The 25,435-nt window shown below is 61.5% G+C and carries 26 protein-coding genes; 23 read left to right on the top strand and 3 right to left on the bottom strand.

Translation table 11 applies throughout. The features are described 5' to 3' along the window. Nucleotides 1–72: 72 nt before the first annotated feature. From BMY98_RS10105 to BMY98_RS10095, 3 genes are all read left to right on the top strand, one after another. Nucleotides 73–696, top strand: a complete 624-nt coding sequence (locus BMY98_RS10105) for a glutathione S-transferase family protein (protein ID WP_074888320.1) — start codon at nucleotides 73–75, stop codon at nucleotides 694–696. Between the two features lie 218 nt (nucleotides 697–914). Next, complete coding sequence (locus BMY98_RS10100) at nucleotides 915–1,847, top strand: ABC transporter ATP-binding protein (RefSeq protein ID WP_074888172.1); 933 nt, start codon at nucleotides 915–917, stop codon at nucleotides 1,845–1,847. After that, the gene (locus BMY98_RS10095; protein ID WP_065993104.1) at nucleotides 1,844–2,623 is read left to right on the top strand and encodes an ABC transporter permease; all 780 of its coding nucleotides are present in this window, start codon (nucleotides 1,844–1,846) and stop codon (nucleotides 2,621–2,623) included. The genes BMY98_RS10100 and BMY98_RS10095 overlap by 4 nt, the downstream gene beginning before the upstream one ends. 134 nt (nucleotides 2,624–2,757) lie before the next feature. On the opposite strand, the gene BMY98_RS10090 is transcribed toward BMY98_RS10095, so the two are convergent. After that, nucleotides 2,758–3,273 (bottom strand): DUF2062 domain-containing protein, encoded by a 516-nt coding sequence (locus tag BMY98_RS10090; RefSeq protein ID WP_074888169.1) that lies wholly within the window; start codon nucleotides 3,271–3,273, stop codon nucleotides 2,758–2,760. Nucleotides 3,274–3,426: 153 nt separating this feature from the next. Between BMY98_RS10090 and BMY98_RS10085 the strand changes: the two genes are divergently transcribed. The 8 genes from BMY98_RS10085 to BMY98_RS10050 all read left to right on the top strand — a co-directional run bounded on the left by BMY98_RS10085 (nucleotide 3,427) and on the right by BMY98_RS10050 (nucleotide 10,518). Beyond that, complete coding sequence (locus BMY98_RS10085) at nucleotides 3,427–5,643, top strand: DNA internalization-related competence protein ComEC/Rec2 (protein WP_074888168.1); 2,217 nt, start codon at nucleotides 3,427–3,429, stop codon at nucleotides 5,641–5,643. Nucleotides 5,644–5,727: 84 nt separating this feature from the next. Next, entirely contained in the window at nucleotides 5,728–6,402 is a 675-nt protein-coding gene (locus BMY98_RS10080) for a MotA/TolQ/ExbB proton channel family protein (protein WP_074888166.1), read from the top strand. Further along, a complete protein-coding gene (locus tag BMY98_RS10075) occupies nucleotides 6,399–6,830 on the top strand; it encodes an ExbD/TolR family protein (protein WP_065993112.1) in 432 nt (143 codons plus the stop codon). Before BMY98_RS10080 ends, BMY98_RS10075 begins: the two co-directional genes overlap by 4 nt. Then, nucleotides 6,830–7,825, top strand: a complete 996-nt coding sequence (gene lpxK / locus BMY98_RS10070) for a tetraacyldisaccharide 4'-kinase (protein ID WP_074888163.1) — start codon at nucleotides 6,830–6,832, stop codon at nucleotides 7,823–7,825. The genes BMY98_RS10075 and lpxK overlap by 1 nt, the downstream gene beginning before the upstream one ends. Before the next feature lie 17 nt (nucleotides 7,826–7,842). Then, complete coding sequence (locus tag BMY98_RS10065) at nucleotides 7,843–8,028, top strand: Trm112 family protein (protein WP_003174668.1); 186 nt, start codon at nucleotides 7,843–7,845, stop codon at nucleotides 8,026–8,028. Next, nucleotides 8,025–8,789, top strand: a complete 765-nt coding sequence (gene kdsB / locus BMY98_RS10060; RefSeq protein WP_074888161.1) for a 3-deoxy-manno-octulosonate cytidylyltransferase — start codon at nucleotides 8,025–8,027, stop codon at nucleotides 8,787–8,789. The genes BMY98_RS10065 and kdsB overlap by 4 nt, the downstream gene beginning before the upstream one ends. Nucleotides 8,790–8,835: 46 nt before the next feature. Continuing rightward, complete coding sequence (murB, locus tag BMY98_RS10055; protein WP_074888157.1) at nucleotides 8,836–9,855, top strand: UDP-N-acetylmuramate dehydrogenase; 1,020 nt, start codon at nucleotides 8,836–8,838, stop codon at nucleotides 9,853–9,855. A 66-nt stretch (nucleotides 9,856–9,921) separates the two neighbouring features. After that, the gene (locus BMY98_RS10050; protein WP_074888153.1) at nucleotides 9,922–10,518 is read left to right on the top strand and encodes a nucleotidyltransferase family protein; all 597 of its coding nucleotides are present in this window, start codon (nucleotides 9,922–9,924) and stop codon (nucleotides 10,516–10,518) included. 100 nt (nucleotides 10,519–10,618) lie between these two features. Here the strand turns inward: BMY98_RS10050 and rne are convergent, their stop codons facing one another. Continuing rightward, on the bottom strand, nucleotides 10,619–13,927 hold the full coding sequence (gene rne, locus BMY98_RS10045; protein ID WP_425438863.1) for a ribonuclease E: 3,309 nt from the start codon (nucleotides 13,925–13,927) through the stop codon (nucleotides 10,619–10,621). A 713-nt stretch (nucleotides 13,928–14,640) separates the two neighbouring features. Between rne and rluC the strand changes: the two genes are divergently transcribed. From rluC to sppA, 3 genes are read left to right on the top strand one after another with little or no spacing between them, the layout of a single operon-like run. Then, nucleotides 14,641–15,600 carry a 23S rRNA pseudouridine(955/2504/2580) synthase RluC gene (rluC, locus tag BMY98_RS10040; protein WP_074888150.1) on the top strand — a complete coding sequence of 320 codons (960 nt, stop codon included), beginning with the start codon at nucleotides 14,641–14,643 and terminating at the stop codon, nucleotides 15,598–15,600. Beyond that, nucleotides 15,590–16,321, top strand: a complete 732-nt coding sequence (locus tag BMY98_RS10035) for an HAD-IA family hydrolase (protein WP_074888146.1) — start codon at nucleotides 15,590–15,592, stop codon at nucleotides 16,319–16,321. Before rluC ends, BMY98_RS10035 begins: the two co-directional genes overlap by 11 nt. After that, on the top strand, nucleotides 16,278–17,270 hold the full coding sequence (gene sppA / locus BMY98_RS10030; protein ID WP_074888143.1) for a signal peptide peptidase SppA: 993 nt from the start codon (nucleotides 16,278–16,280) through the stop codon (nucleotides 17,268–17,270). Before BMY98_RS10035 ends, sppA begins: the two co-directional genes overlap by 44 nt. A 61-nt stretch (nucleotides 17,271–17,331) precedes the next feature. On the opposite strand, the gene BMY98_RS10025 is transcribed toward sppA, so the two are convergent. Beyond that, nucleotides 17,332–17,910 carry a Maf family protein gene (locus tag BMY98_RS10025; RefSeq protein ID WP_074888138.1) on the bottom strand — a complete coding sequence of 193 codons (579 nt, stop codon included), beginning with the start codon at nucleotides 17,908–17,910 and terminating at the stop codon, nucleotides 17,332–17,334. A gap of 106 nt (nucleotides 17,911–18,016) precedes the next feature. On the opposite strand from BMY98_RS10025, the gene BMY98_RS10020 reads away from it, so the two are divergent. From BMY98_RS10020 to mltG, 9 genes are all read left to right on the top strand, one after another. Beyond that, nucleotides 18,017–18,544, top strand: a complete 528-nt coding sequence (locus BMY98_RS10020; RefSeq protein ID WP_074888135.1) for a YceD family protein — start codon at nucleotides 18,017–18,019, stop codon at nucleotides 18,542–18,544. A gap of 13 nt (nucleotides 18,545–18,557) precedes the next feature. Further along, entirely contained in the window at nucleotides 18,558–18,740 is a 183-nt protein-coding gene (rpmF, locus tag BMY98_RS10015; protein ID WP_003179396.1) for a 50S ribosomal protein L32, read from the top strand. Nucleotides 18,741–18,744: 4 nt separating this feature from the next. Continuing rightward, the gene (plsX, locus tag BMY98_RS10010; protein WP_074888133.1) at nucleotides 18,745–19,752 is read left to right on the top strand and encodes a phosphate acyltransferase PlsX; all 1,008 of its coding nucleotides are present in this window, start codon (nucleotides 18,745–18,747) and stop codon (nucleotides 19,750–19,752) included. 138 nt (nucleotides 19,753–19,890) lie between these two features. Beyond that, a complete protein-coding gene (gene fabD, locus BMY98_RS10005; RefSeq protein ID WP_074888130.1) occupies nucleotides 19,891–20,829 on the top strand; it encodes an ACP S-malonyltransferase in 939 nt (312 codons plus the stop codon). A gap of 15 nt (nucleotides 20,830–20,844) precedes the next feature. After that, nucleotides 20,845–21,582 (top strand): 3-oxoacyl-ACP reductase FabG, encoded by a 738-nt coding sequence (gene fabG / locus BMY98_RS10000; protein WP_074888127.1) that lies wholly within the window; start codon nucleotides 20,845–20,847, stop codon nucleotides 21,580–21,582. 186 nt (nucleotides 21,583–21,768) lie between these two features. Next, the gene (acpP, locus tag BMY98_RS09995) at nucleotides 21,769–22,005 is read left to right on the top strand and encodes an acyl carrier protein (protein WP_016973676.1); all 237 of its coding nucleotides are present in this window, start codon (nucleotides 21,769–21,771) and stop codon (nucleotides 22,003–22,005) included. Nucleotides 22,006–22,112: 107 nt separating this feature from the next. Continuing rightward, the gene (fabF, locus tag BMY98_RS09990; protein WP_074888124.1) at nucleotides 22,113–23,357 is read left to right on the top strand and encodes a beta-ketoacyl-ACP synthase II; all 1,245 of its coding nucleotides are present in this window, start codon (nucleotides 22,113–22,115) and stop codon (nucleotides 23,355–23,357) included. Beyond that, nucleotides 23,354–24,172, top strand: a complete 819-nt coding sequence (gene pabC / locus BMY98_RS09985; protein WP_074888121.1) for an aminodeoxychorismate lyase — start codon at nucleotides 23,354–23,356, stop codon at nucleotides 24,170–24,172. The genes fabF and pabC overlap by 4 nt, the downstream gene beginning before the upstream one ends. A gap of 3 nt (nucleotides 24,173–24,175) precedes the next feature. Then, nucleotides 24,176–25,429, top strand: coding sequence for an endolytic transglycosylase MltG (mltG, locus tag BMY98_RS09980; protein ID WP_074888118.1), 1,254 nt, complete (start codon nucleotides 24,176–24,178; stop codon nucleotides 25,427–25,429). The last annotated feature ends 6 nt before the right edge of the window (nucleotides 25,430–25,435 follow it).

Here is a 25,435-nt window from a genome sequence, read left to right as displayed (position 1 = left end):
CGCATCCCGGAGTAGACTGTGGCCCGCCGCAAACGCCACTCATCGCTCGTTGACCACACGGAGAATGACAACATGTTGAAGATCTGGGGCCGCAAGAACTCGTCCAATGTGCGCAAGGCATTGTGGATCGCCGAGGAACTGGGGCTCGACTACGAGTCGCTGAATGCCGGCGGCGCCTTTGGCATCAACGATCAGCCCGAGTACCTGGCGAAGAACCCCAACGGCGTGGTGCCGATGATCGAAGATGGCGACTTCGTGCTGTGGGAGTCCAACACCATCGTTCGCTACCTGGCCGCGCAATACGCGCCGGACTCTGCTCTCTATCCGGCCAGCCCCAAAGCGCGTGCCCAGGCTGAAAAGTGGATGGACTGGACCACCTCGACGCTCGCCGGCCCCTTCCGCCCTGTGTTCTGGGGCGTATTACGCACGCCAGCCGACAAACAGGACTGGACGCAGATCAACGCGGCGAAAGCCGAGGTCGAGCGCCTGCTGGTCATCGTTGACGCAGCACTGGCGCATCAGCCGTACCTCTCGGGCGACGAATTCGGCGTGGGTGACATTCCTCTGGGCTGCTTCGCTTATCCCTGGTTCGAAATGCCGATTGAACGCCTTGAGCTGCCCCACCTCAAAGCCTGGTACGAACGTTTGCAGCAGCGTCCGGCGTATCAGAAGGCCGTGATGACCGCGCTCACCTGAGTTAAGCCCGTGTCGAGTTAATACTGACTATCAACCGATGTCGCTGTACTTGGGCGGCATCGGCCCGCAACATTGCGGCCGCTGCATTTGTAGCCTTGTGTCGCGCCTGATATTCCAGCTGCGCGGCACGGTAAATGTCAGCGCGCCGCTGAGCCCGGCAACTGCACGTTCGTATTCGTTTATCTTCCCTTTTCATTTCTATTGGTGTGTGTTCAGTCATGAGTTCAGCTCTGTCCATCCGGCAGCTAACCAAGACCTACGGCAACGGTTTCCAGGCCCTCAAGGGCATTGATCTGGACGTCGCCGAGGGTGATTTCTTCGCATTGCTCGGCCCCAACGGCGCCGGCAAATCCACCACCATCGGGATCATCTCGACCTTGGTCAACAAGACCAGCGGCACGGTGAACATTTTCGGCCACGACCTTGATCGCAATCCGGCGCAGCTCAAGCGCTCGATCGGCGTGGTACCGCAGGAATTCAATTTCAATCAGTTCGAGAAGACCTTCGACATCGTCGTGACCCAAGCGGGTTATTACGGCATTCCGCCGAAGATCGCCAAAGAGCGTGCCGAGCAGTACCTGACCCAATTGGGGCTGTGGGACAAGCGCGATGTGCCTTCCCGTTCGTTGTCCGGCGGCATGAAGCGCCGTTTGATGATCGCCCGCGCACTGATTCACGAGCCGCGTCTGTTGATCCTCGACGAGCCTACCGCCGGCGTTGACATCGAGCTGCGCCGTTCGATGTGGACCTTTCTCACCGAGCTGAACGAGAAAGGCATCACCATCATCCTCACCACCCATTACCTGGAGGAGGCTGAGCAGCTGTGCCGCAACATCGGCATCATCGATCACGGCACGATCATCGAAAACACCGGCATGAAGACGCTGCTCAACAAACTGACCGTCGAGACCTTCCTGCTGGACCTGCGCGATCCGCTGCAAGCGGCGCCTCAGCTCAACGGCTATCCGGTGAAACTGGTGGACAACCAGACGCTGGAGGTGCAGGTCGACAAAACCATCGGCATCACCTCGCTGTTCAGTCAGTTGTCCCTGCAGAACATCCAGGTGTTGAGCCTGCGCAATAAAACCAATCGCCTTGAGGAGTTGTTCGTGGGTCTGGTCGAGAAGAATCTGGCGAAGGTGGCGATATGAGCTCGGAGCTGCGCCCCAATCTGATTGCCTTGAACACCATTGTTTACCGTGAGGTCCGGCGTTTTATGCGGATCTGGCCGCAGACCCTGCTGCCGCCGGCGATCACCATGGTTCTGTACTTCGTGATCTTCGGCAACCTGATCGGTCGGCAGATCGGCGACATGGGTGGCTTCACCTACATGCAGTACATCGTGCCCGGCCTGATCATGATGTCGGTGATCACCAACTCCTACGGCAACGTGGTCTCGAGCTTCTTCGGTGCCAAGTTCCAGCGTTCGGTTGAAGAGTTGATGGTTTCGCCGGTGTCGCCGCACACCATTTTGATCGGCTACACCATCGGCGGCGTGCTGCGCGGGCTGGCGGTGGGGGTGATCGTCACGATGCTGTCGATGTTCTTCACCGACCTGCAGGTGCATCACCTGGGCATCACCATCATCGTGGTGCTGCTGACCGCGACGATTTTCTCGCTGCTGGGCTTCATCAACGCCGTGTTTGCGCGCAACTTCGATGATATTTCGATCATCCCGACTTTTGTGCTGACGCCGTTGACCTACCTGGGCGGGGTGTTTTACTCGATCAACCTGCTGCCGCCGTTCTGGCAAACCGTGTCGCTGGCCAACCCGGTGCTGCACATGGTCAACGCGTTTCGCTTCGGTATTCTCGGCGTGTCGGACATCAAGATCAGCATCGCCCTGGCGTTCATGGTCGTTGCGACCATCGTGCTGTACCTCGGCTGCGCGCGGCTCCTGGTGAGCGGGCGCGGGATGCGTCAGTAACGGATTTCAGAACGATCGTTCCCACGCTCCGCGAGGTAATGCCGCCCCCAAACGCTCTGCGTTGCCAGTGACGCGGAGCGTCATAAGAGGCATTACCACGCGGAGCGTGGGAACGATCATTTCCTGTGTCCTTGCTATTGGCGTTTAGCCTTGCGCGCCTTCCACTGCCGTCCGACCCACCAGCGCCAATACGCCATCGTCCCGAAATACCCCGCCACCCCCAGCACAATCCCCGCAACCACCGATCCCAGCAAAAACGGCTGCCACAAGGTCGACAGCTGTCCGCTGATCCAGTCCCAGCTCAGTTCGTCCGGGAAATGCCGCGGCGGCAAACCCATCAGCAGTGCGCCGATTTTATAGGTGCAATAGAACACCGGCGGCATCGTCAGCGGATTGGTCAGCCAGCACAGACTGACGGCGATCGGCATATTGGCCCGCACCCAGATTGCCAGCACGGCGGCCAGCAGCATCTGCAACGGCATCGGCATCAAAGCGGCGAACAGCCCGATCCCCATCGCGCGTGCCACGGAATGTCGATTGAGGTGCCAGAGGTTGGGATCGTGCAGAAGAGAGCCAAGAAAGCGTAAGGATTTGTGTTCCCGGATGCTGTTCGGATCGGGCATGTACCGCTTGATCAGGTGACGTGGCATACGGGAATCCGGGGATGTGGGCGGGAAATTCGGGGAAGTATGCACGGATAGTCGCAAACGCAAATTCAGACTTTGTGACAATTAATAAGCGCGCGTGCCGGGGCATCGACTAAGCCATGGAGGTCGATTTCACCCGCAGACAAGGAAAGCCTCATGCGCACAGGGATGCTCGCCCTCGCACTCGGATTGCTGACGCTACGATTTTTGCCCGCATTACCGCCGGTCTGGTTGCTGCTGGCGATGCCCGTGATGGCGCTGATGCTGCTGCCGTTTCGCACCTACCCCTTGGCGTTTTACCTGCTCGGCCTGACCTGGGCCTGCGTCTCGGCGTCGTCGGCGCTGGACGACCGACTGGCCGAGCGCCTCGACGGGCAGACGCTCTGGCTGGAAGGCCGCGTCGTCGGGCTGCCGCAGACAATCGACGGCGTGGTGCGGTTTCAGCTGGATGATCCCGTATCACGACGCGCGCAGTTGCCCGAACAGATCCGCATTGGCTGGTATGGCGGTCCGCCGATCAGCAGCGGCGAGCGCTGGCGTCTGGCGGTCAAGCTCAAGCGACCCGGTGGACTGGTCAATCCCGGCGCCTTCGATTACCAGGCGTGGCTGCTGGCCCAGCGCATTGGCGCCACCGGCACCGTGGTGGACGGCCAGTTGCTTGAACCGGCCCGGGGCAACTGGCGCGACGGGATTCGCCAGCGCCTGCTCAGTGTGGATGCTCAGGGGCGACAGGGCGGGCTGGCTGCTTTGGTGCTCGGTGACGATTCCGGACTGAGCGCCGCCGATTGGCAAGTCCTGCAGGACACCGGAACGGTTCACTTGCTGGTCATTTCCGGAACGCACATCGGCCTGCTCGCCGGCTTGCTCTACGGCCTCGTCGCGGGGTTGGCCCGATGGGGCGCGTGGCCGCCGTTTCTGCCCTGGCTGCCCTCGGCGTGCATCGCGGCGTTCGCGGGCGCGTTGGCCTACGGCGTGCTGGCGGGCTTTGAAGTGCCGGTGCAGCGGGCTGTCATCATGCTGGGTCTGGTGCTGGTCTGGCGCCTGCGTTTCCGCCATCTGGGCACTACGTGGCCGCTGTTGCTAGCGCTGAATCTGGTGCTGATCGCCGAGCCGCTGATCACGTTGCGGCCGGGGTTCTGGCTGTCGTTTCTGGCCGTCGCCATCCTGATGCTGATTTTCAGCGGGCGACTCGGGCGGTGGAGCTGGCTGCAGAGCTGGACCCGCGCGCAATGGCTGATCGCGGTGGGGCTGCTGCCGGTGCTGCTGGCGCTGAACCTGCCGGTGAGCGTGAGCGGCCCGGCCGTCAATCTGCTCGCCGTGCCGTGGGTGAGCCTGTTGATTTTGCCTCTGGCGTTGCTCGGGACGCTGCTGCTGGCGATCCCGCTCATCGGCGAAAGCCTGCTGTGGCTGGCAGGCGGCGCGATGGACGGCCTGTTTCGATGGCTGACGTTCATGGCCGATCTCGCCCCTGCCTGGACCGGCCCGCATGTGCCGGTGTGGGTCTGGCCGCTCAGCCTGCTCGGCGCCGCGCTGTTGTTGCTGCCCAAAGGCGTGCCCATGCGGCCGTTGGGCTGGCCGATGCTGTTGCTGTGCGTCTTCCCGCCGCAGAAAACCGTTCCCGCCGGGCAAGTCGAAGTGTTGCAACTGGACGTGGGGCAGGGGCTCTCCATTCTGCTGCGCACCCGCGACCACACACTGTTGTATGACGCGGGGCCGCGTTTCGGTGATTTCGATATCGGCGAGCGCGTGGTGTTGCCGGCCATTCGCCGCGCCGGAATCAGACAGCTGGATACGCTGCTGCTCAGTCATGCCGATTCCGACCACGCTGGTGGCGCCGCCGCCGTTCGAAAAGGCCTGCCGGTTGCAAGAGTGCTGGCGGGTGACGTAGGGCGCATGCCTGCCGAGTTGTCAGCCGAGTCCTGCCGTAACGGAGAAACATGGACGTGGGATGAGGTCAATTTCTCCACCTGGATATGGGAGCAAGCCGCCGAGGGCAATCAAGCCTCTTGCGTGCTCAGCGTCGAAGCCAATGGCGAGCGGCTGTTGCTCACCGGTGATATCGACGTCGAGGCGGAACGCGCGATGCTCGACGACGGGTTCGACGTCCGCGCCCAATGGCTGCAATCTCCTCACCACGGCAGTCGCAGCTCCTCGTCCCGGGCGTTCCTGCGCGCGGTCGGGGCGCGCGATGTGCTGATTTCCCGCGGCCGCAATAATGCGTTCGGTCATCCCCATCCTCTAGTGATGTCGCGGTACGCGTGGTCAGGGATGGAGATTCACGACAGCGCAGAACTGGGCGCCATCACCCTGCAGTTGGGCGCCTACGAAGAAGCTTGGGCAGAACGCAGGACGCGACGCTTCTGGCGTGATTGAAAGGGAGGGTTATTCATCGACACGTTCGGCGAGGCGCCGACGCTATGTTAGAGTGGCGCCACTTTTTTTCAGGGGGTGGACGCTGTGTGGGAGCTGGTCAAATCAGGTGGCTGGATGATGCTGCCGATCATTTTGAGTTCCATTGCCGCCGCCGGAATCATCATTGAACGCCTCTGGACCCTGCGCGCCAGTCGCATCACACCGCCGCATTTGCTCGGCCAGGTGTGGCGCTGGATTCAGGACAACCAGCTGAGCGCCGAGAAGCTCAAGGAGCTGCGCGCCGACTCGCCGCTGGGTGAAATCCTCGCCGCCGGTCTGGCCAATTCCCGTCATGGTCGCGAGATCATGAAAGAGTGCATCGAGGAAGCCGCGGCCCGGGTCATTCACGAGCTCGAGCGCTACCTGGCAACACTCGGCACCATCGCTGCCATGGCGCCATTGCTGGGTCTGCTGGGCACCGTCCTCGGCATGATCGATATCTTCAGCTCATTCACCAGCAGCGGCATGACCGGCAACGCCGGTATGCTCGCCGGCGGTATCGGCAAGGCGCTGATCTGCACCGCCTCGGGCCTGACCGTCGCGATTCCCGCGATCTTCTTTCACCGCTATCTGCAAAGCCGGGTCGACGAGTTGGTGGTCGGCATGGAACAGGAAGCAATCAAGCTGGTGGAAGTCGTGCAGGGCGATCGTGACGTCGACCTCACCGACGCCAAGCCCGACATCAAGGCTGCCGCGCGTGGCGAGGGCAAGAAGAAGTGAAATTCCGCCGTCGCAAGCCCAGGGAGACCATCGACATCAATCTGGTGTCGCTGATCGACGTGGTGTTCATCCTCCTGCTGTTCTTCGTCGTGACCACGACGTTCACCCGGGAAACCCAGCTGCGCGTCGACCTGCCCCAGGCAGTCACCGGTGCTTCGGCCGATGACGTCGACAAAAAACACCTCGACATCACCATCAATGCCGACGGCGTTTATTCGGTGAACAACACCCTGCTGGGCGACAGCAAACTGGAAACCCTCATCGATGCCCTACAGAAGGAATCCGAGGGCGACACCAGTCTGCCGCTGTCGATCAGCGCCGATGGCAAGACGCCCCATCAGGCGGTGATTACCGCCATGGACGCCGCCGGCAAGCTCGGTTTCGCTCATTTGCGCATGACCACCGTCGAGGCCGCATCGGCTAACTGATGGCATTCACGGACCGACTGCTCGACGCCTGGTACAAAGGCCATCCGGCGCTGGCGCTGCTGCGCCCGCTCGAATGCCTGTACCGGCGCGTGGTGAACCGCAAGCGCGCGCGTTTTCTTGCAGGGCAGGGCAACAGCTATCAAGCGCCCGTCCCGGTCGTGGTCGTCGGCAATATCACCATTGGCGGCACCGGCAAGACGCCGCTGATTCTCTGGATGATCGACCATTGCCGGGCGCGCGGGCTGCGCGTCGGTGTGGTCAGCCGGGGTTACGGCGCCAAGCCCCCGAGCCTGCCCTGGCGGGTACTGCCGCAACAGCCCCCGGAGCACGCGGGCGATGAGCCGCTACTGATCGTCAACCGCACCGGCGTGCCGCTGATGATCGACCCGGACCGCTCGCAAGCCGTGCGCACCTTGCTGGCTGAAGAGTCCCTCGATCTCATCCTTTCCGACGACGGCCTGCAGCACTATCGCCTGAACCGCGACCTCGAACTGGTCCTGATCGATGCCGTCCGCGGCCTCGGCAATCGCCGCTGCCTGCCGGCGGGCCCGTTGCGCGAACCGGTGGAGCGGCTGCACAGCGTGGATGCGCTGCTTTACAACGGCGCGGCCGCGGATCGCGAAGACGGCTTTGCGTTTCAGCTCAAGCCCTCCGCGCTGGTCAACCTGGTCACCGGTGAACGCCGGCCGGTCGATCATTTCCCGCCCGGGCAGCAGGTCCATGCGGTGGCCGGGATCGGTAATCCGCAACGTTTCTTCAACACCCTCGAAGGACTACACTGGCGGCCTGTTCCACATGCGTTCGCCGACCACGCCGTGTTCAGTGCCCAGGCACTGTCGTTCACCCCGGCATTGCCCGTGGTCATGACCGAGAAGGACGCCGTCAAATGCGCATCCTTCGCCGCACCGGACTGGTGGTACCTGGCCGTGGAAGCCGTGCCTTCGCCGGCGTTCGTCAGTTGGTTCGATTCGCAGTTAACCCGTCTTTTGCCATGACTCGCTCAGGATTTCTTATGGACACCAAATTGCTCGACATTCTTGCCTGCCCGATCTGCAAGGGTCCGCTCAAGCTCAGCGCCGACAAAACCGAGCTGATCAGCAAAGGCGCCGGCCTTGCCTATCCGATTCGCGACGGCATCCCGGTAATGCTGGAAAGCGAAGCGCGGACCCTCACCACCGACGAGCGTCTGGACAAATGACCGCAGCGTTTACCGTTGTCATTCCGGCGCGCTACGGTTCGAGTCGCTTTCCGGGCAAGCCGCTGAAAACCATCGCCGGCAAGCCGATGATCCAGCACGTCTGGGAACAGGCGCGAAAGAGCAGCGCAGAGCGTGTGGTGGTTGCCACCGATGATCAGCGCATCGTTGAGGCTTGCCAGGCCTTCGGCGCCGAAGTGCTGATGACCCGCGACGATCACAACTCCGGCACCGACCGCCTGGCGGAAGTCGCCGCCAAGCTGGGTTTGGCCGACGACGCCATCGTGGTCAACGTCCAGGGCGACGAACCGATGATTCCGCCCGCCGTGATCGATCAGGTCGCCGACAACCTCGCCGCGCACCCTGAAGCGCGCATGTCGACCCTCGCCGAGCCGATCGAGGACGTGGCATCGCTGTTCAACCCCAACGTGGTCAAGGTCTGCTCGGACCTCAATGGCCTGGCGCTGACCTTCAGCCGCGCGCCGCTGCCCTGGGCTCGCGATGCGCTCGCGAAGACCCGCGACGAGCTGCCGCAAGGCGTGCCGTATCGCCGCCATATCGGCATTTATGCCTACCGCGCCGGGTTCCTCCACGACTTCGTCAGCTGGGGCCCATGCTGGCTGGAAAACACCGAAAACCTCGAGCAGTTGCGTGCACTCTGGCACGGCGTGCGCATTCATGTGGCCGACGCCCTTGAGGCGCCCCCGGCCGGCGTAGACACCGCTGAAGACCTGGAACGCGTTCGTCGTCTGCTGGAGGTTTGATGAGCATGGCTCTGGTCGTTCTTCCACTGTTTTCGCGGATGCACCCATGACGCTGAATGTGCAACACGAGGTGTCTCTCAAAGCCTACAACACGTTCGGCGTGGATGTGCATGCCCGGCGTTTTGCCGAGGCGTTCAACGACGACGACGTTCGCGAGGCCCTCGCGTATTCGGCCAGCCACGACGTGCCGTTGATGGTCATCGGCGGCGGCAGTAACTTGCTGCTGACCCGTGATGTCGATGCCCTCGTGTTGCGCATGGCCAACCGCGGCATCCGGATCGTTCACGAGGATTGCGACGGCGCCATTGTCGAAGCGGAGGCGGGCGAGCCCTGGCATCCTTTCGTGCTGGACACGCTCGCCCAGGGGTTGGCCGGGCTGGAAAACCTCAGCCTGATCCCCGGTACCGTCGGCGCTGCACCGATGCAAAACATCGGCGCTTACGGCGTTGAGCTCAAGGATGTTTTCCACAGTCTCACGGCGATCGACCGACACAGCGGCGAGTTGCGGGAATTTGCCCTGGCCGACTGCGAGTTCGGTTATCGGGACAGCCTGTTCAAGCATCAGCCAAATCGCTGGCTGATCCTGCGGGTTCGCTTCAAGCTCAGCTATTCGGCCAACCTTCATCTCGATTACGGTCCGGTGCGTCAGCGCCTGGAAGAGCAAGGCATCAAACAGCCTTCGCCGATGCACGTAAGCCGGGCGATCTGCGCCATTCGCAGCGAAAAACTGCCGGACCCCGCGACGCTGGGCAATGCCGGGAGCTTCTTCAAGAACCCGCTGGTGTCCGCCGAGCGTGTTGCTGCCATCAAGCTCACCCATCCTGGCGTGGTCGGCTACCCTCAGGCCGATGGTCAGGTAAAGCTGGCGGCCGGCTGGTTGATCGAGCAGGCGGGCTGGAAGGGCTTTCGTGACGGCGACGCTGGCGTTCACGCGCTGCAGTCGTTGGTACTGGTCAACTATGGCGAGGCATCCGGCGGGCAATTGCTCGGCCTTGCGCAGCGGATCCAGGCGGACATTCTCGAACGCTTCGGCGTTGCGCTGGAAATGGAACCCAATCTGTATTGAGCAAGAACCGGGGATCGCCTTTCCCCGGCTGAGCTTCAGTCATCGTGTATCCCATGAGGGTTGAACATGAGTGACACCCTGTGTGCCATCGTGCTGGCTGCGGGCCTCGGCAGCCGTTACCGAGCGGTTGCCGGTCACCACCGCAACAAACTGCTCGCGCAATGCGTCGGGCGTGATGGCATGGAGCGATCGGTGCTGGAACAGGTGCTCGCCAACGTAAAACCCTTCGCCGACAAAACCGTCCTGTTGACCCGATCCGACTACTGCAGCGTTGCCGAGTTGGGCCTGCGCCATGGCTATGAAGTGGTGGTGCTGGATTCCCCCGGCATGGGCGACAGCATCGCCGCTGCCGTCTCGGCCGAGCCCGCCCATCGCGGCTGGTTGATTGCCTTGGGCGACATGCCCTTCATTCATGTGGACACACTCGAGCGCTTAACGCGTTCGGTGGAGGACGACGCCATCAGCGTGCCGGTCCATGGCGGACGGTATGGGCATCCTGTCGCTTTTGGTCGTGCGTTCGGGCCAGCGCTCATGGCACTGGCTGGGGAGAAGGGCGCCAAGCGGCTTTTCCAGGGCGCGCGGATCAAGGAGGTCGAGGTCGACGACCCGGGTGTGTTGTGGGATGTAGACGTGCCTGCTGCGTTGACCTTTAAACCGCGCTGATCTCAGTCAAGCCCAACCGCGCTAACTTCCACACTCCTAAACGCCAGGCATAAAAAAGCCCCACCTGCTCACACAGGTGGGGCTTTTCATTTACCGGCGATTAAACGAGCGGCTTAGGCTCATCCGAGGCTTGCGCCTCTTTCTGCTGACGCTCGGCTTCCAGACGACGGCGGCGCACTTCACGAGGATCGTTCGGTGCACGGCCATTGCTGGCAACCGGAAGCGCTGGCGTCTCTTCAGCAACAGGTTCTGCAACCGGCGCCTGAGGAGTTTCGACTGCCACTGGTGCGGCGACGATTTCCGGTGCTGCGGTCTGAGCTGGCGCTTCGACGGCTGGCGCGATGACCGGTTCAGCCGCTACAGGCTGTTGGGCAGCCGGTTCAACCACTGTTGGCGCATCGATTTCCGAGGCCTTGGCCTGCACGGGCTCTGCAGCTTGTGCAGGTTCAGTAATCTGAACGAGCTCAGGTGCTTTGACAGGCTCTGCCGCCTCAACAGGCTCCACGACGTGAACCGGCTCAGCGACGGCCACTTCAACGACCTCGTGGACCGGTGCAGAAGCCGGAGCTTCCATGAACGCGGGCACGTCAACAGCGACCGGGATCTCGGCACTGGCTGGCGCGTCGTTCGATTCGGCTTCAGCAGCTGCTTTCACCTGACGTTCGAACGGGCTCAGCGAGGCGTCGAATGTGGCCACTTCAACTTCCGGCATAACCGAACGCTTGGCTTCAGGCGCAGGGGCCTCGACGACCGGTGCTTCTGGTGCTGCTTCGAAAGCCTGAGCGGCCGGTGCAGCGTCAGTCGCGCTGGCGTCAACGGATGCGGTGGCGCGTTCAGCCTGGCGGTGGGCATCGGCTTCGGCAGTGGCGCTGATAACGCGCTCCGCTACGGCAGCAACGCTTGCACTGGCGGCGACATTGCCGCGGTCTGCGTTCGCGTGCACTTCGTCATGGGACTCATGACCGTGCTCGTTGCCTTCGCCGTTAATGGCTTCAGAACCTTCTGAACCCTCAACGCCTTCGCTGCCTTCGATTTCATTGCCGTTGGCATCACGCTGACGCTCGCGACGGTTGCTGCGACGACGCTGACCGCGTGAACGACGACGAGGGCGATCGCCTTCGGCGTGCTCCTGGTTGTCATCCTGTTGCTCTTCGGTGGTCAGCAGGGCTTCGTCTTCGACAGCAACTGGAGCCTGTTCAGCTCGTGGTTGGCGCTCTTCACGCGGCGCACGTGGCTGACGCTCTTCACGCGGGGCGCGCTCAGGGCGTTCTTCGCGGGGCAGATTGACAGCCGGAGCGGCATCGATCGGCTCACGCAGTTCACGCACACGCTCTTCACGAGGCTTGCGGTCTTCACGCGAGGTACGTGGTTGACGCTCTTCGCGCGGCGCACGGGCCGGACGCTCTTCGCGTGGTGCAGTGGTTTCGTCACGGGTCTCACGCGGCTCGCGCGTTGCACGCTCTTCACGAGGCGCGCGCTCCTCACGTGGGGCACGTTCTTCACGAGGTGCGCGTTCTTCGCGATCGGCACGCGGCGCACGTTCTTCACGCGGCTTGCGTTCCTCGTCACGGCGACCGTTACGGCTGCGGCTCTGCTGACGGCCATTACGGCGCTCGTCGTTGCGCGCAGGACGCTCGGCAGCCGGTTTTTCGACCACGGCCGCAGGCGCGGGAGCAGGCTCTTCCTTGGAAGCGAACAGGCTGACCAGCGATTTCACCAGACCTTTGAACAGGCTTGGCTCGTGGGCGACCGGTGCGGGGGCAGCGGCGACCGGCGCAGCGGCTTCAACCGGAACCGGTGCATTGGCGCGGGCCGGGGCGGTCTTGACTGCCGCTTCCTGGCGAACCAGGGTGCGGGTAGCGGCGGCAGGCGGTGCCACTTCTTCCACTTCAGCAGCAGCGGCAGCGATTTCATAGCTGGTCTGCAGGCTGTGAGCTTCCGGACTGTCATCACGCAGACGCTGCACTTCGAAGTGCGGCGTCTCGAGATGGTCGTTCGGCAGGATGATGATGCGCGCGCGGGTGCGCAGTTCGATCTTGGTGATCGAGTTGCGTTTTTCGTTGAGCAGGAACGCAGCGACCGGGATCGGCACTTGAGCACGCACTTCGGCAGTGCGGTCTTTCAGCGCTTCTTCTTCGATCAGGCGCAGGATGGCCAGCGACAGCGATTCAACGTCACGGATGATGCCGGTGCCGTTGCAACGCGGGCAGACAATGCCGCTGCTCTCGCCCAGGGAGGGACGCAGACGCTGACGGGACATTTCCAGCAGGCCGAAGCGCGAGATGCGACCGACCTGAACGCGGGCGCGGTCGGCCTCGAGGCTTTCACGGACCTTTTCTTCCACGGCGCGCTGGTTCTTGGCCGGGGTCATGTCGATGAAGTCGATGACGATCAGACCGCCGATGTCGCGCAGACGCAGTTGACGGGCGATTTCCTCAGCCGCTTCAAGGTTGGTCTGCAGGGCGGTCTCTTCGATGTCGCTGCCTTTGGTGGCGCGCGCCGAGTTGATGTCGATGGACACCAGGGCTTCGGTCGGATCGATGACGATGGAGCCACCGGAAGGCAGTTCGACGACACGCTGGAAGGCGGTTTCGATCTGGCTTTCGATCTGGAAACGGTTGAACAGCGGAACGCTGTCTTCGTAGAGTTTGATCTTGCTGGCGTACTGCGGCATCACCTGACGAATGAACGTCAGCGCTTCTTCCTGGGCTTCAACGCTGTCGATCAGCACTTCGCCGATGTCCTGGCGCAGATAGTCGCGGATGGCGCGGATGATGACGTTGCTTTCCTGATAGATCAGGAACGGCGCGGAGCGGTCGAGGGAAGCCTCTTTGATCGCGGTCCACAGTTGCAGCAGGTAATCGAGGTCCCACTGCATTTCTTCGCTGCTGCGGCCAAGACCGGCAGTACGAACGATCAGCCCCATGTCGGCAGGGGCGATCAGGCCGTTCAGCGCTTCACGCAGTTCATTGCGCTCTTCGCCTTCGATACGACGCGAGATGCCGCCGGCGCGCGGGTTGTTCGGCATCAGGACCAGATAACGGCCTGCGAGGCTGATGAACGTGGTCAGGGCCGCGCCCTTGTTGCCACGCTCTTCTTTCTCGACCTGAACGATGACTTCCTGGCCTTCGCTCAGGACGTCCTTGATGTTGACGCGGCCTTCAGGCGACTTCTTGAAGTATTCGCGGGAGATTTCTTTCAGCGGCAGAAAGCCGTGACGCTCGGAGCCGAAGTCGACAAACGCGGCTTCAAGGCTGGGTTCGATACGCGTGATCCGGCCTTTATAGATGTTGGCCTTCTTCTGTTCGCGGGCCCCGGATTCGATGTCCAGGTCGTAGAGGCGCTGGCCGTCTACCAGCGCAACACGCAACTCTTCGGGTTGAGTTGCGTTAATCAGCATTCTTTTCATGTAGTACCGTCGGTTTCCGGGCTGCCGGAAACGGCGTTCGGCACACACGACTTCTCACGGTCGGTGTCAGGGCACGTCAGGAGTGCTTGAACACTCCAGTGTCTAACGAGGTTCGGCCAGCGGGGCCGAGTCGCGACGACGTTCCTGCTTGCTGTGGTGACAAATGACACCCTGTCAGCAAAAGCTTTGTCAGGAGGAGGAATCAACCATCGGTAGCGGACGATATGAAGCGTCTTGAATAAAGCCTTGTGCTACACAGTCCGACGGTTGTGCGTCTCCACCCCACACGTATCCCTGATAATTCGGGTGCTGCCGCGCGCTGAATCCGCAGCGGGTTGCATTTATCGCAATCTTCCATGGGAAGTTCGCGCGTCATGGCTCAAATAAGGCGTGGTTTCCGAAGCATTCGCCCGGAGCGACTGCCAGCGACTGCACTTTGTGAACTGGCCTTGAACGTGGGCCTCGATGGCGAGTGACTCACTCTGCGATCGGGCTTGTTTCAGGCCTCATGTCACCTGCGCTCGTTACGCTTGCATATCTTCCGTTGTCACCGAAAGCCCCGTAGGACGGCCTCGCGCCCTCGTGAATTGCGTTGGGCAGGGCCGGTTGTCATACCGTTTGTCCGCTGTCCAGGCCGCTTTTGGCGGCGTTCGCGACTATAGCAGCAATCATTAAGTGCTTCAAATCCATAAAAAATTGTTATGATTTGCGCCATGACAAATATCACCCCCCCAACCCCCGGCGTCCGGCTGGTAGAGGTTGCGCCGGAATTTGCCGGTCAACGCATCGATAACTTTCTGATCACGTACCTCAAGGGCGTTCCCAAGACCTTGATTTACCGCATTTTGCGCAAGGGCGAAGTGCGTGTGAACAAGGGCCGGATCAAGCCCGAGTACAAGCTTCAGGCGGGCGATGTCGTGCGCGTCCCGCCCGTTCGCGTGCCTGAGCGCGACGAGCCTGTGCCGGTTGCCCAGGGTTTGCTGCAGCGCCTTGAAGCCGCCATTGTCCACGAAGACAAGGGACTGATCGTCCTCAACAAGCCCGCTGGCATCGCGGTTCACGGCGGTAGCGGATTGAGCTTTGGCGTCATCGAAGCCTTTCGTCAGCTGCGCCCCGACGCCAAGGAGCTGGAGCTGGTCCACCGCCTGGACCGTGACACCTCCGGGCTGTTGATGATCGCCAAGAAACGCAGCATGTTGCGTCACCTGCATGAGCAGTTGCGCGGCGACGGCGTGGACAAGCGCTACATGGCGCTGGTCCGTGGAAACTGGCCGACCGCGCAGAAGCAGGTCCGTGCGCCGTTGCTCAAAAGCAACCTTCGCTCCGGCGAGCGCATGGTCGAGGTCAACGACGAGGGCAAGGAGGCGCTGACCCTGTTCAAGGTCCTGCGCCGCTTCGGAGACTTCGCCACCATGGTCGAAGCCCGGCCCATCACCGGCCGTACCCACCAGATTCGCGTGCATGCCTTGCATGCCGGTCACTGCATTGCCGGTGACCCCAAGTACGGTGATGAGGATTTCAGTCGCGAGATCCGTGACCTCGGGGGCAAGCGCCTGTTCCTCCATGCGTATGCCCTGACCGTGCCGCTGCCGGATGGCGGCGAGTTGAAACTCGAAGCGCCCGTCGACGAGATGTGGGCCAAGACCGTGGAGCGACTCCTGCTTGCGCCCTGATTACGAACTGCTGATCTTCGACTGGGACGGTACGCTGTCTGACTCCGTCGGCCGTATCGTCGATGCGATGCAGGCCGCCGCGCAGCTTGCCTTTCGCCCGGTCCGTGATGATGAAGCAATCAAGGGCATCATTGGTCTGGGTTTGCCGGAGGCGATTCGCACGTTGTACCCGGACATCACTGACAGCGACCTGATCGATTTCCGGCAACACTACGCCGACCATTACATGGCGATGGACGTCGAGCCGTCGAAGCTGTTCGAAGGTGTCCGTGAGTCGCTGGAGGCGTTCCGTGCCGAGGGTTATCGTCTGGCGGTCGCCACCGGCAAGGCCCGGCGGGGTCTGGATCGTGTCCTCAAGGCCCATGGCTGGGGCGACTTCTTCGACGCCACGCGCGCAGCGGACGAAACGGCCAGCAAGCCTGATCCGCTGATGCTCAATGAAATCCTGCAACATTGCGGCGTCAGGCCTGAAAGGGCCCTGATGGTTGGCGATGCTTCATTCGATCTGTTGATGGCACGTAACGCCGGAATGGATTCAGTGGCTGTCGGGTACGGCGCGCAAACGCTAGGCTCTCTGCTTCAGTACCAGCCGCGTCTGGCGATCGAGCACTTTTCCGAATTGCGCACCTGGTTGGGTGCGCGGACTGCTGAAACTTCGTTGTTGGGGTCAATGATCTATGTCGGACGAATGGAAGTCTCCGTCTTCGCCAGAGCGCGATGACGCAGGGGATGCAAAAAGCTGGAAACTGCTGGAAAAGACCCTGCTCGCCAGCGTGCAGGAGCAGCGCCGGTCGCGGCGCTGGGGGATCTTCTTCAAATCCCTGACCTTTCTTTATCTGTTCGGCGCGCTGGCGTTGTTCTCGCCGCTGATGGATTTCGGCAAGGGCGGTTCACGCAGCACCAGCCACACCGCGCTGATCGAAGTGAAGGGCATGATCGCTGACACCGAGGCCGCGAGTGCCGACAACATCGTTGGCAGTCTGCGGGCAGCGTTCGAAGACGAAAAAACCAAGGGCGTGATTCTGCGCATCAACAGCCCGGGCGGCAGTCCGGTGCAGTCCGGCTATATCTACGATGAAATCCGCCGTCTGCGTGCGCAGAAGCCGGACATCAAGGTGTATGCAGTGATCACTGATCTCGGAGCGTCCGGTGCGTATTACATCGCCAGCGCCGCCGACCAGATCTACGCGGACAAAGCCAGTCTGGTGGGTTCGATCGGTGTCACCGCGGCCGGTTTCGGTTTCGTCGGCACGATGGAAAAGCTCGGCGTTGACCGTCGTACCTATACCTCGGGCGAGCACAAGGCATTCCTTGACCCGTTCCAGCCGCCAAAGCCTGACGAGACTGCGTTCTGGCAGGGTGTTCTGGACACCACCCACAAGCAGTTCATCGCCAGCGTGAAGGCGGGTCGCGGTGATCGCCTGAAAGACAAGGACCATCCGGAGTTGTTCTCGGGTCTGGTCTGGACGGGTGAGCAGGCAGTGGGCCTGGGTCTGGTCGATGGGCTAGGCAGCGCCAGCTACGTGGCGCGAGATATCATCGGCGAGAAGGAGATGGTCGATTACACGGTTAAAGAGTCGCCGTTCGATCGTTTCTCTAAAAAGATGGGCGCCAGCGTCGCCGAGCAGATCGCGATGTGGGCAGGCTTCAAAGGGCCGTCCCTGCGCTGATCGTTACAGTCTTGATGTGTGATGAGAAGCCCGGCCATTGGTCGGGCTTTTCGCATCAGTATCACGGCAACTCGACGCCTTCGTTCATCAGCATGTCCACCAGGCGTATTAAAGGAAGGCCGATCAGACTGGTCGCATCCGGGCCCTCAGTGCTGCGGAACAGGCTGACGCCCAGTCCCTCGGCCTTGAAGCTGCCTGCGCAGTCATAGGGTTGTTCGGCATGGAGGTAGCGGCTGATGCGAGTGTCGTCCAGTTGGCGCATGTGCACGGTGAAGGGCACGCAACCCACCTGGCACTGACCTGTGTGGCTGTTGAAGAGCGCAAGGCCGGTGAGGAAGCTGACGCTGTTGCCGCTGCTCGCCTGGAGCTGTTCCAGCGCGCGCTCGAAAGTGTGGGGCTTGCCGAGGATCTGCTCGCCGAGCACTGCCACCTGGTCCGAGCCGATAATCAGGTGGTCGGGGAATTGTTCGGCCAGTGCCATGGCTTTCTCGCGCGCCAGGCGGGTGACAAGGTCGATTGCCGGCTCGTTTGGCCGACGGCTTTCATCGATGTCGGGCGACGCGCAGACGAATGGCAATCGCAGGCGGTCGAGCAATTCGCGGCGATAGGGAGAGCTGGAAGCAAGGAGGAGAGGCAGCATGGGTGGCTCCGTAACATGAAAGTCGAGTGTAATCAGCGGCTCCGGTGGCGAACAGGCCTGAATTTCCTTTGACAGTCGCAAGGGTCGTCCCTAGAATGCTGCGCCTATGTTGAATGACCCGATTCCACCTCACGTTGACCCGCGCAAATTAGCTGATCGTGGCACTACTCTTCAGGGAGAGATGCTGCTGGCTGATTTGGAGAGACTCTGCGACCCGCTTGCTGACAATCTCGGTACGGTGCAGGCGAAATTCGTTTTTGAGCGAGACGAGCAGCGAGCTGTGGTTATCCACAGTGAAATTGACGTCGAAGTCAAAATGGTTTGCCAGCGTTGTCTTGAGCTGGTCACCTTTCCGATCCACAGCGAATGCAGTTATGCGGTGGTGAAGGAGGGTGCAAACACCCAGTCGTTGCCGAAAGGCTATGACGTGCTGGAACTCGGCGAAGATCCCATGGATCTGCTGGCTTTGATCGAGGATGAGCTTCTGCTCGCCTTGCCCATTGTTCCAACTCATGATCCGAAAGAATGCCAGCCGCCGGCGGACCTTAATGAGTCCGAGCCGAGCGAGGACGAGGTAACGCGGTCCAACCCGTTCAGTGTATTGGCGCAGTTAAAGCGTGACCCAAACGTTTAGGAGTTAATCAATTATGGCTGTTCAGCAGAACAAAAAATCCCGCTCTGCCCGTGACATGCGTCGTTCCCACGACGCTCTCGAGGCTAGCACTCTGTCTGTAGAAAAAACCACCGGTGAAGTTCACCTGCGTCACCACGTATCGCCAGAAGGCGTATACCGTGGCCGTAAAGTGATCGACAAGGGCGCTGACGAGTAATTTCTTGTCTGCTCCGGTCATCGCGATCGACGCAATGGGCGGGGACTTCGGTCCCCGCAACATTGTTCAGGCCAGCATTGCCTGCCTGCTTGCTACTCCCTCGTTACACCTGACCCTCGTCGGTCAATCCTCCCTTCTTGAAGAACTCATCGCACGCCACTCCGGTGTCGATCGCTCGCGCCTGCACGTTGTGCACGCCAGTGAAATAATCACCATGGATGAGCGTCCGTCCCAGGCCTTGCGTGGCAAGCCTGATTCGTCGATGCGTGTTGCGCTGGGGCTTCTCGCCGAGGGCAAGGTCCATGCCTGCGTCAGCGCAGGTAATACCGGTGCCTTGATGGCGCTGTCCCGATTCGTGCTGAAAACCCTGCCGGGCATCGACCGACCAGCCATGGTGGCTGCAATTCCGACACAGGGCGGTTATTGCCAGCTGCTGGATCTGGGCGCGAACGTGGATTGCACCGCCGAGCATCTTTATCAGTTCGCCGTGATGGGTTCGGTGGCGGCGGAGGCGCTGGGTGTGGTGCGACCCAGAGTCGCACTGCTGAACGTCGGTACCGAAGACATCAAGGGCAATCAGCAGGTCAAGTTGGCGGCCAGTCTGCTACAGGCTGCACCTGGGCTGAATTACATCGGCTTCGTCGAAGGCGATGGGTTGTATCGGGGTGAGGCAGATGTCGTGGTCTGCGATGGCTTCGTCGGCAATGTGCTGCTGAAGTCCAGCGAAGGCCTGGCAATGATGATTGGCGAGCGCATTGAGCGGCTGTTTCGCCGCAACGTGCTGTCGCGGCTGGTGGGTTTGATGGCAAGGCCTGTACTCGGCAGGCTCAAGGCCGATCTGGCCCCGGCGCGGCACAACGGCGCCAGCTTTCTCGGTCTGCAGGGCATCGTGGTAAAGAGCCACGGCTCGGCCGATGCACAGGGGTTCCAGAGCGCGATACAGCGGGCGCTGATCGAGATTCAGGAAAACCTGCCGCAGCGCTTGCGCGGTCGTCTGGACGATCTGCTTTAAGGCTTCGACGGGCGTCTTGGGCTAGAATGTGACGCCTGTGACCGCATGGTCATCCAACTGTCCATCGCAACACATTGAATTACCTCGCGTTCGGCCCGCCGGACGCTCATTTTGACGAGAATAATCAGGGGCTTGTTAATGTCTGCTTCCGTCGCATTTGTCTTTCCGGGCCAGGGCTCGCAGTCCCTCGGCATGCTGGCCGAGCTGGGCGCGCAGCATCCGCTGGTGCTGGAGACGTTCAAAGAGGCTTCCGCCGCTCTGGGCTACGACCTCTGGGCGTTGACCCAGCAGGGCCCTGAAGAGAGCCTCAACCAGACCGATAAAACCCAACCTGCCATCCTCACCGCATCGATCGCCTTGTGGCGTCTGTGGCTGGCGGAAGGCGGCGTGCGCCCGGCGTATGTCGCCGGTCACAGTCTGGGTGAGTACAGCGCGCTGGTTGCGGCCGGCAGCCTGACCCTCACAGACGCGGTGAAGCTGGTCGAGCGCCGTGGTCAGTTGATGCAGGACGCCGTGCCTGCGGGGCAGGGCGGCATGGCGGCCATTCTGGGTCTGGACGATGCGGTGGTTATTGATGCCTGTGCCGAAGCCGCTCAGGGCGATGTGGTCAGCGCGGTGAATTTCAATTCGCCCGGACAAGTCGTCATAGCCGGTGCCAAGGCCGCCGTGGAGCGTGCCATCGAAGTGTGCAAGGCCAGAGGCGCCAAGCGTGCCTTGCCGCTGCCGGTCAGCGTGCCTTCCCATTGCGAGCTGATGCGCCCGGCGGCGGAACGCTTCGCTGAGGCGATCGCAGCCATTGACTGGCAGGTCCCGCAGATCTCGCTGGTGCAGAACGTCACCGCGAGTGTCGTCTCCGACCTCGAGACGCTGAAAGCCGATCTGCTGCAGCAGCTCTACAAGCCGGTACGTTGGGTCGAATCGATCCAGACGCTGGCCGCCCAGGGCGCCCTGCAACTGGTCGAGTGCGGCCCGGGCAAGGTCCTCGCTGGATTGAACAAGCGTTGCGCCGATGGCGTGGCCACCCACAACCTCAATACCCCAGACGCCTTCGCCGCCGCTCGTGCGGCGCTGGCCTGATTAGGAGACGCCTGCATGAGTCAGGGTAAAGTTGCACTTGTCACCGGCGCGAGCCGTGGCATTGGCCGGGCGATCGCCCTTGAACTGGGTCGTAACGGCGCCATTGTCGTAGGCACGGCGACGTCCGAGGCCGGCGCCGAGAAGATCACCGCTTATTTCAAGGAAAACGGCATCGAAGGTTTCGGCCTGGCGCTGGACGTAGGCAATAACGAGTCCGTTACCAGTGTTCTGGCGCAGATCACCGAGCGCGTCGGAGCGCCGTTGATCCTGGTCAACAACGCCGGGATCACGCGTGACAACCTGATCATGCGGATGAAGGATGACGAGTGGCATGATGTCATCAACACCAACCTGAACAGCCTGTTTCGCCTGTCCAAGGGCGTTCTGCGCGGGATGACCAAGGCGCGTTGGGGCCGGATCATCAGCATTGGTTCGGTGGTGGGTGCCATGGGCAACGCAGGTCAAGTAAACTACGCAGCCGCCAAGGCGGGTCTGGAAGGCTTCAGCCGTGCCCTGGCACGTGAAGTCGGGTCGCGCGCAGTGACGGTCAACTCGGTAACGCCGGGTTTCATCGACACCGACATGACGCGCGAGCTGCCGGAAGCACAGCGTGATTCCCTGACGGCACAGATTCCTCTGGGCCGACTGGGGCAGGCAGAAGAGATCGCGCATGTTGTCGCTTTTCTTGCCTCAGAAGGTGCAGGCTACGTTACCGGGGCTACAATCCCCGTTAACGGCGGCATGTACATGTGACCGGTCGTATCGAAAAAATGTCATACGGGCTGTCTAAAATCCGTTATAAAGCTGAAATCTTTTAAGGGGCAGAGAGCTGTTGGGCGTAGCGGGAATTGCGTTTAGCTTGAAATGCGCAAAACCTCTTCTATACACTTACCCATCGGCCAGCTGCCTGAATTTGTCCACTAGGAGTTAAAACACGGTATGAGCACCATCGAAGAGCGCGTCAAGAAAATCGTTGCCGAACAACTTGGCGTCAAGGAAGAGGAAGTCACCAACAGTGCTTCTTTCGTTGAAGACCTGGGTGCCGACTCCCTTGATACCGTTGAGCTGGTAATGGCTCTGGAAGAGGAATTCGAGACCGAAATCCCTGACGAAGAAGCCGAGAAGATCACCACTGTTCAAGCGGCTATCGATTACGTTACTGCCCACCAGGCGTAAGATTTTGTAATCGTAGTTTGTTGTCCTGGAGAAACCGCACTGCCCCTGGCGTGCGGTTTTTTCTTTGAATAGGGCAGCGTTTCATCAATAGAAGAAAGGAGAGTCCTGTGTCGCGTAGACGCGTCGTGGTCACCGGTATGGGTATGCTGACGCCTTTGGGCACGGATGTGCCGAGCACCTGGCAAGGCATTCTGGCTGGCCAGAGTGGCATTGGGCCTATCGAACACACGGACCTGTCCCAATACACCACCCGCTTTGGCGGTTCGGTGAAGGGGTTCAACGTCGAGGAATACCTGTCGGCCAAAGAGGCCCGCAGACTCGACCTGTTCATCCAGTACGGGCTGGCTGCCAGCTTTCAGGCCGTGCGCAATTCCGGTATCAAGATCGACGACACCAATCGCGAGCGCGTCGGCGTAGCGATGGGATCGGGCATCGGGGGCCTCACCAATATCGAGAACACCAGCCGGCTGATGCATGAGCAGGGCCCAGGCAAGATCTCCCCGTTCTTCGTACCGGGGTCGATCATCAACATGATTTCCGGGTTCCTGTCGATCCATCTCGGCGCACAGGGCCCCAACTACGCGATCGCCACCGCTTGCACGACGAGCACGCACTGCATCGGCATGGCCGCGCGCAACATCGCCTACGACGAAGCCGACGTGATGATTGCCGGCGGCGCTGAAATGGCGGCCTGCGGTCTGGGCATGGGCGGCTTTGGCGCCTCGCGCGCGCTGTCTACCCGCAACGATGAGCCTGAGCGCGCCAGCCGTCCGTGGGACAAGGGCCGCGACGGGTTCGTGTTGTCCAACGGTGCTGGCGCCATGGTCCTCGAAGAACTCGAGCACGCCAAAGCGCGTGGCGCGACCATTTATGCCGAGCTGATCGGCTTCGGCATGAGCGGCGACGCGTTCCACATGACCTCGCCGCCCGATGACGGCGCCGGTGCTGCGCGCTGTATCACCAATGCCCTGCGCGATGCCAAGATCCGTCCCGAAGACGTGCAATACATCAACGCCCACGGCACCTCGACGCCTGCGGGCGATCTGGCTGAAGTCAGCGCCATCAAGAAGGTGTTCGGCGAGCACGCCTACAAGCTGGCCGTCAGTTCGACCAAGTCGATGACGGGCCATCTGCTGGGCGCCGCCGGTGCAATCGAGGCGATTTTCAGTGTGCTGGCGATCAAGGATCAGGTAGCGCCACCGACGATCAACCTGGACGAGCCGGACGAAGGCTGCGACCTGGACTTCGTTCCCCATGAGCCGCGCAAAATGCCGATCGACGTGGTGATCTCCAACTCCTTCGGTTTCGGTGGCACCAACGGCTCGCTGGTCTTCCGCCGGTACGCCGAATGACCGTGAGCTGGATCGATGGCCTTTCAGCTGACTCCCTAGCCGTCAAGGATCGGGGGTTGGCGTACGGCGATGGTCTCTTCGAGACCGTCCTCGTCAAGGCCGGACAGCCATTGCTCTTCCAGCGTCATTTGCAGCGTCTGGCACTGGGTGCGCAGCGCCTTGCGTTGAATCTCGATCTGGCGCTGGTCGAGGAGGAGTGCTGGCGCTTCGCCGCTCAATTGGGTGAAGGCGTGATGAAGCTCATCGTCACCCGGGGCGACGGCGTGCGTGGCTATGCGCCCGTTTCTGACGCGCTGCCGCGACGCATCCTCCAGGCAGGTCCGCTGCCGGCTTACCCTGAAAGTCATGCAGAGCAGGGCATCAAACTGTTCGCCTGTCAGACCCGTCTCGCCGAGCAGCCGCTGTTGGCAGGGCTCAAGCACCTTAATCGTCTTGAGCAAGTGATGGCCCGTGGGGAATGGCAAAGTGCCGACTACGCCGAAGGGTTGATGCGGGACGTGTCGGGGCGCATCGTCGAAGCGGTCCACAGCAATCTGTTTATGGTCAAGGGCGGGGTGTTGCTGACGCCGGACCTGCGGCGCTGTGGCGTAGCCGGTGTGATGCGGGCCGAGATTTTGGCACTGGCGGAGCGGGAGAACATGCCAGCCCGCGAGCTGGAGCTGCAGATGTCCGACCTGCAAAAGGCCGATGAAGTATTTGTGTGCAACAGCGTGTACGGCATCTGGCCCGTGCGTGGCGTCGAGCATCTGAACTGGCCGGTTGGGCCGCTGACCCGTAAACTCCAACACCTTGTTCGCGGGCTTCTGGATATCTGATTCGTGATCCGAAAATTACTCGTCTTGCTGGAAACAGGTGTGGTTCTGGCGGGGCTGTTGCTGGGTGTGGCTTATTGGCAGCAGAACAGCGCGCTGCACCAGACCCTCAATCTGACCCAGGAACAACTTCTGGATGTGCCGTCGGGCTCTTCGCCGACCGGCGTGCTGAATCGGCTGCAAGCCGAAGGCGTCATCAAGGATGCGTTCTGGCTGCGGCTGTACTGGCGCTTCAATCTGCAGAATCAGTCGCTGCACAGCGGCGAATACCGCATGGCGCCCGGCATGAACGCCGAGTCTCTGCTCGACCTCTGGCAAAAAGGTGAAGTGGTTCAGTACAGCGTCACCCTGGTGGAGGGCTGGACATTCCGACAGGTGCGCGCGGCGTTGGGCAAGCAGGTCAAGCTTGAGCAAACGGCGAGCGACCTCAGCGACACCGAGTTGATGGCGAAGCTGGGGCATCCGGACGTCTTCCCGGAAGGCCGTTTTTTCCCGGACACCTACCGCTATGTGCGCGGCATGACCGACGTCGAGCTGCTCAAGCAAGCTTACAACCGTCTGGATGAAGTGCTTCAGGAAGAATGGGACCAGCGCGCTCCCGATGTGCCGTACACCGATCCCTACCAGGCGCTGATCATGGCGTCGCTGGTGGAGAAGGAAACCGGCGTGCCCCAGGAACGCGGCCAGATTGCCGGCGTGTTCGTGCGTCGCTTGCAACAGGGCATGTTGCTGCAGACCGATCCGACCGTCATTTACGGCCTCGGCGATCGGTACAACGGCAAGATCACCCGGGCGTTGCTGAAAGAGCCTACGCCGTACAACACCTATGTCATCTCCGGATTGCCACCAACGCCGATCTCCATGGTCGGGCGTGAAGCGATCCATGCGGCCATGCACCCGGTGGCCGGCAACAGCCTGTACTTCGTGGCAAGAGGGGACGGCAGTCACGTATTCTCCGCCGATCTGGATGCGCATAACGCGGCGGTGAAGGAATTCCAGCTCAAGCGTCGCACGGACTACCGTTCCAGTCCTGCGCCAGTGGTTGTACCGGCGCAGCCTGTGGATGCCGTGGAAACGCCCGCATCCGCGCAGCAGTCTCCAAATCCACAAGGTACTGGTGCGCAGGCGACACAGTCCAAGCCTGAAGAGGCCAAGTCTGAAGAGCGTAAGGGCGCAGCGCCGGACCCGAGCGAACCCTCGCCGAAACCTCAGACAGACGCTGCAGCTCCGTCGCCCCCAGCCAGTGACCCCGGCAAATGACAACCG

The organism is Pseudomonas graminis, assembly GCF_900111735.1.
Lineage (GTDB): Bacteria > Pseudomonadota > Gammaproteobacteria > Pseudomonadales > Pseudomonadaceae > Aquipseudomonas > Aquipseudomonas graminis.
Note: the sequence above shows the minus strand (reverse complement) of the source record. Positions and strands in the feature narration are given on the sequence as shown.

Excerpts from the sequence above, each read along its gene's own strand:
- BMY98_RS10020 (WP_074888135.1), top strand. The coding sequence starts at position 18,017 with ATGTTGAATGACCCGATTCCACCTCACGTTGACCCGCGCAAATTAGCT.
- BMY98_RS10100 (WP_074888172.1), top strand. The coding sequence starts at position 915 with ATGAGTTCAGCTCTGTCCATCCGGCAGCTAACCAAGACCTACGGCAAC.
- fabG (WP_074888127.1), top strand. The coding sequence starts at position 20,845 with ATGAGTCAGGGTAAAGTTGCACTTGTCACCGGCGCGAGCCGTGGCATT.
- rluC (WP_074888150.1), top strand. The coding sequence starts at position 14,641 with ATGACAAATATCACCCCCCCAACCCCCGGCGTCCGGCTGGTAGAGGTT.
- acpP (WP_016973676.1), top strand. The coding sequence starts at position 21,769 with ATGAGCACCATCGAAGAGCGCGTCAAGAAAATCGTTGCCGAACAACTT.
- BMY98_RS10095 (WP_065993104.1), top strand. The coding sequence starts at position 1,844 with ATGAGCTCGGAGCTGCGCCCCAATCTGATTGCCTTGAACACCATTGTT.
- rne (WP_425438863.1), bottom strand. The coding sequence starts at position 13,927 with ATGAAAAGAATGCTGATTAACGCAACTCAACCCGAAGAGTTGCGTGTT.
- BMY98_RS10090 (WP_074888169.1), bottom strand. The coding sequence starts at position 3,273 with ATGCCACGTCACCTGATCAAGCGGTACATGCCCGATCCGAACAGCATC.
- fabD (WP_074888130.1), top strand. The coding sequence starts at position 19,891 with ATGTCTGCTTCCGTCGCATTTGTCTTTCCGGGCCAGGGCTCGCAGTCC.
- BMY98_RS10105 (WP_074888320.1), top strand. The coding sequence starts at position 73 with ATGTTGAAGATCTGGGGCCGCAAGAACTCGTCCAATGTGCGCAAGGCA.
- BMY98_RS10085 (WP_074888168.1), top strand. The coding sequence starts at position 3,427 with ATGCGCACAGGGATGCTCGCCCTCGCACTCGGATTGCTGACGCTACGA.
- BMY98_RS10065 (WP_003174668.1), top strand. The coding sequence starts at position 7,843 with ATGGACACCAAATTGCTCGACATTCTTGCCTGCCCGATCTGCAAGGGT.
- kdsB (WP_074888161.1), top strand. The coding sequence starts at position 8,025 with ATGACCGCAGCGTTTACCGTTGTCATTCCGGCGCGCTACGGTTCGAGT.
- lpxK (WP_074888163.1), top strand. The coding sequence starts at position 6,830 with ATGGCATTCACGGACCGACTGCTCGACGCCTGGTACAAAGGCCATCCG.
- rpmF (WP_003179396.1), top strand. The coding sequence starts at position 18,558 with ATGGCTGTTCAGCAGAACAAAAAATCCCGCTCTGCCCGTGACATGCGT.
- sppA (WP_074888143.1), top strand. The coding sequence starts at position 16,278 with ATGTCGGACGAATGGAAGTCTCCGTCTTCGCCAGAGCGCGATGACGCA.
- murB (WP_074888157.1), top strand. The coding sequence starts at position 8,836 with ATGACGCTGAATGTGCAACACGAGGTGTCTCTCAAAGCCTACAACACG.
- pabC (WP_074888121.1), top strand. The coding sequence starts at position 23,354 with ATGACCGTGAGCTGGATCGATGGCCTTTCAGCTGACTCCCTAGCCGTC.
- BMY98_RS10050 (WP_074888153.1), top strand. The coding sequence starts at position 9,922 with ATGAGTGACACCCTGTGTGCCATCGTGCTGGCTGCGGGCCTCGGCAGC.
- BMY98_RS10025 (WP_074888138.1), bottom strand. The coding sequence starts at position 17,910 with ATGCTGCCTCTCCTCCTTGCTTCCAGCTCTCCCTATCGCCGCGAATTG.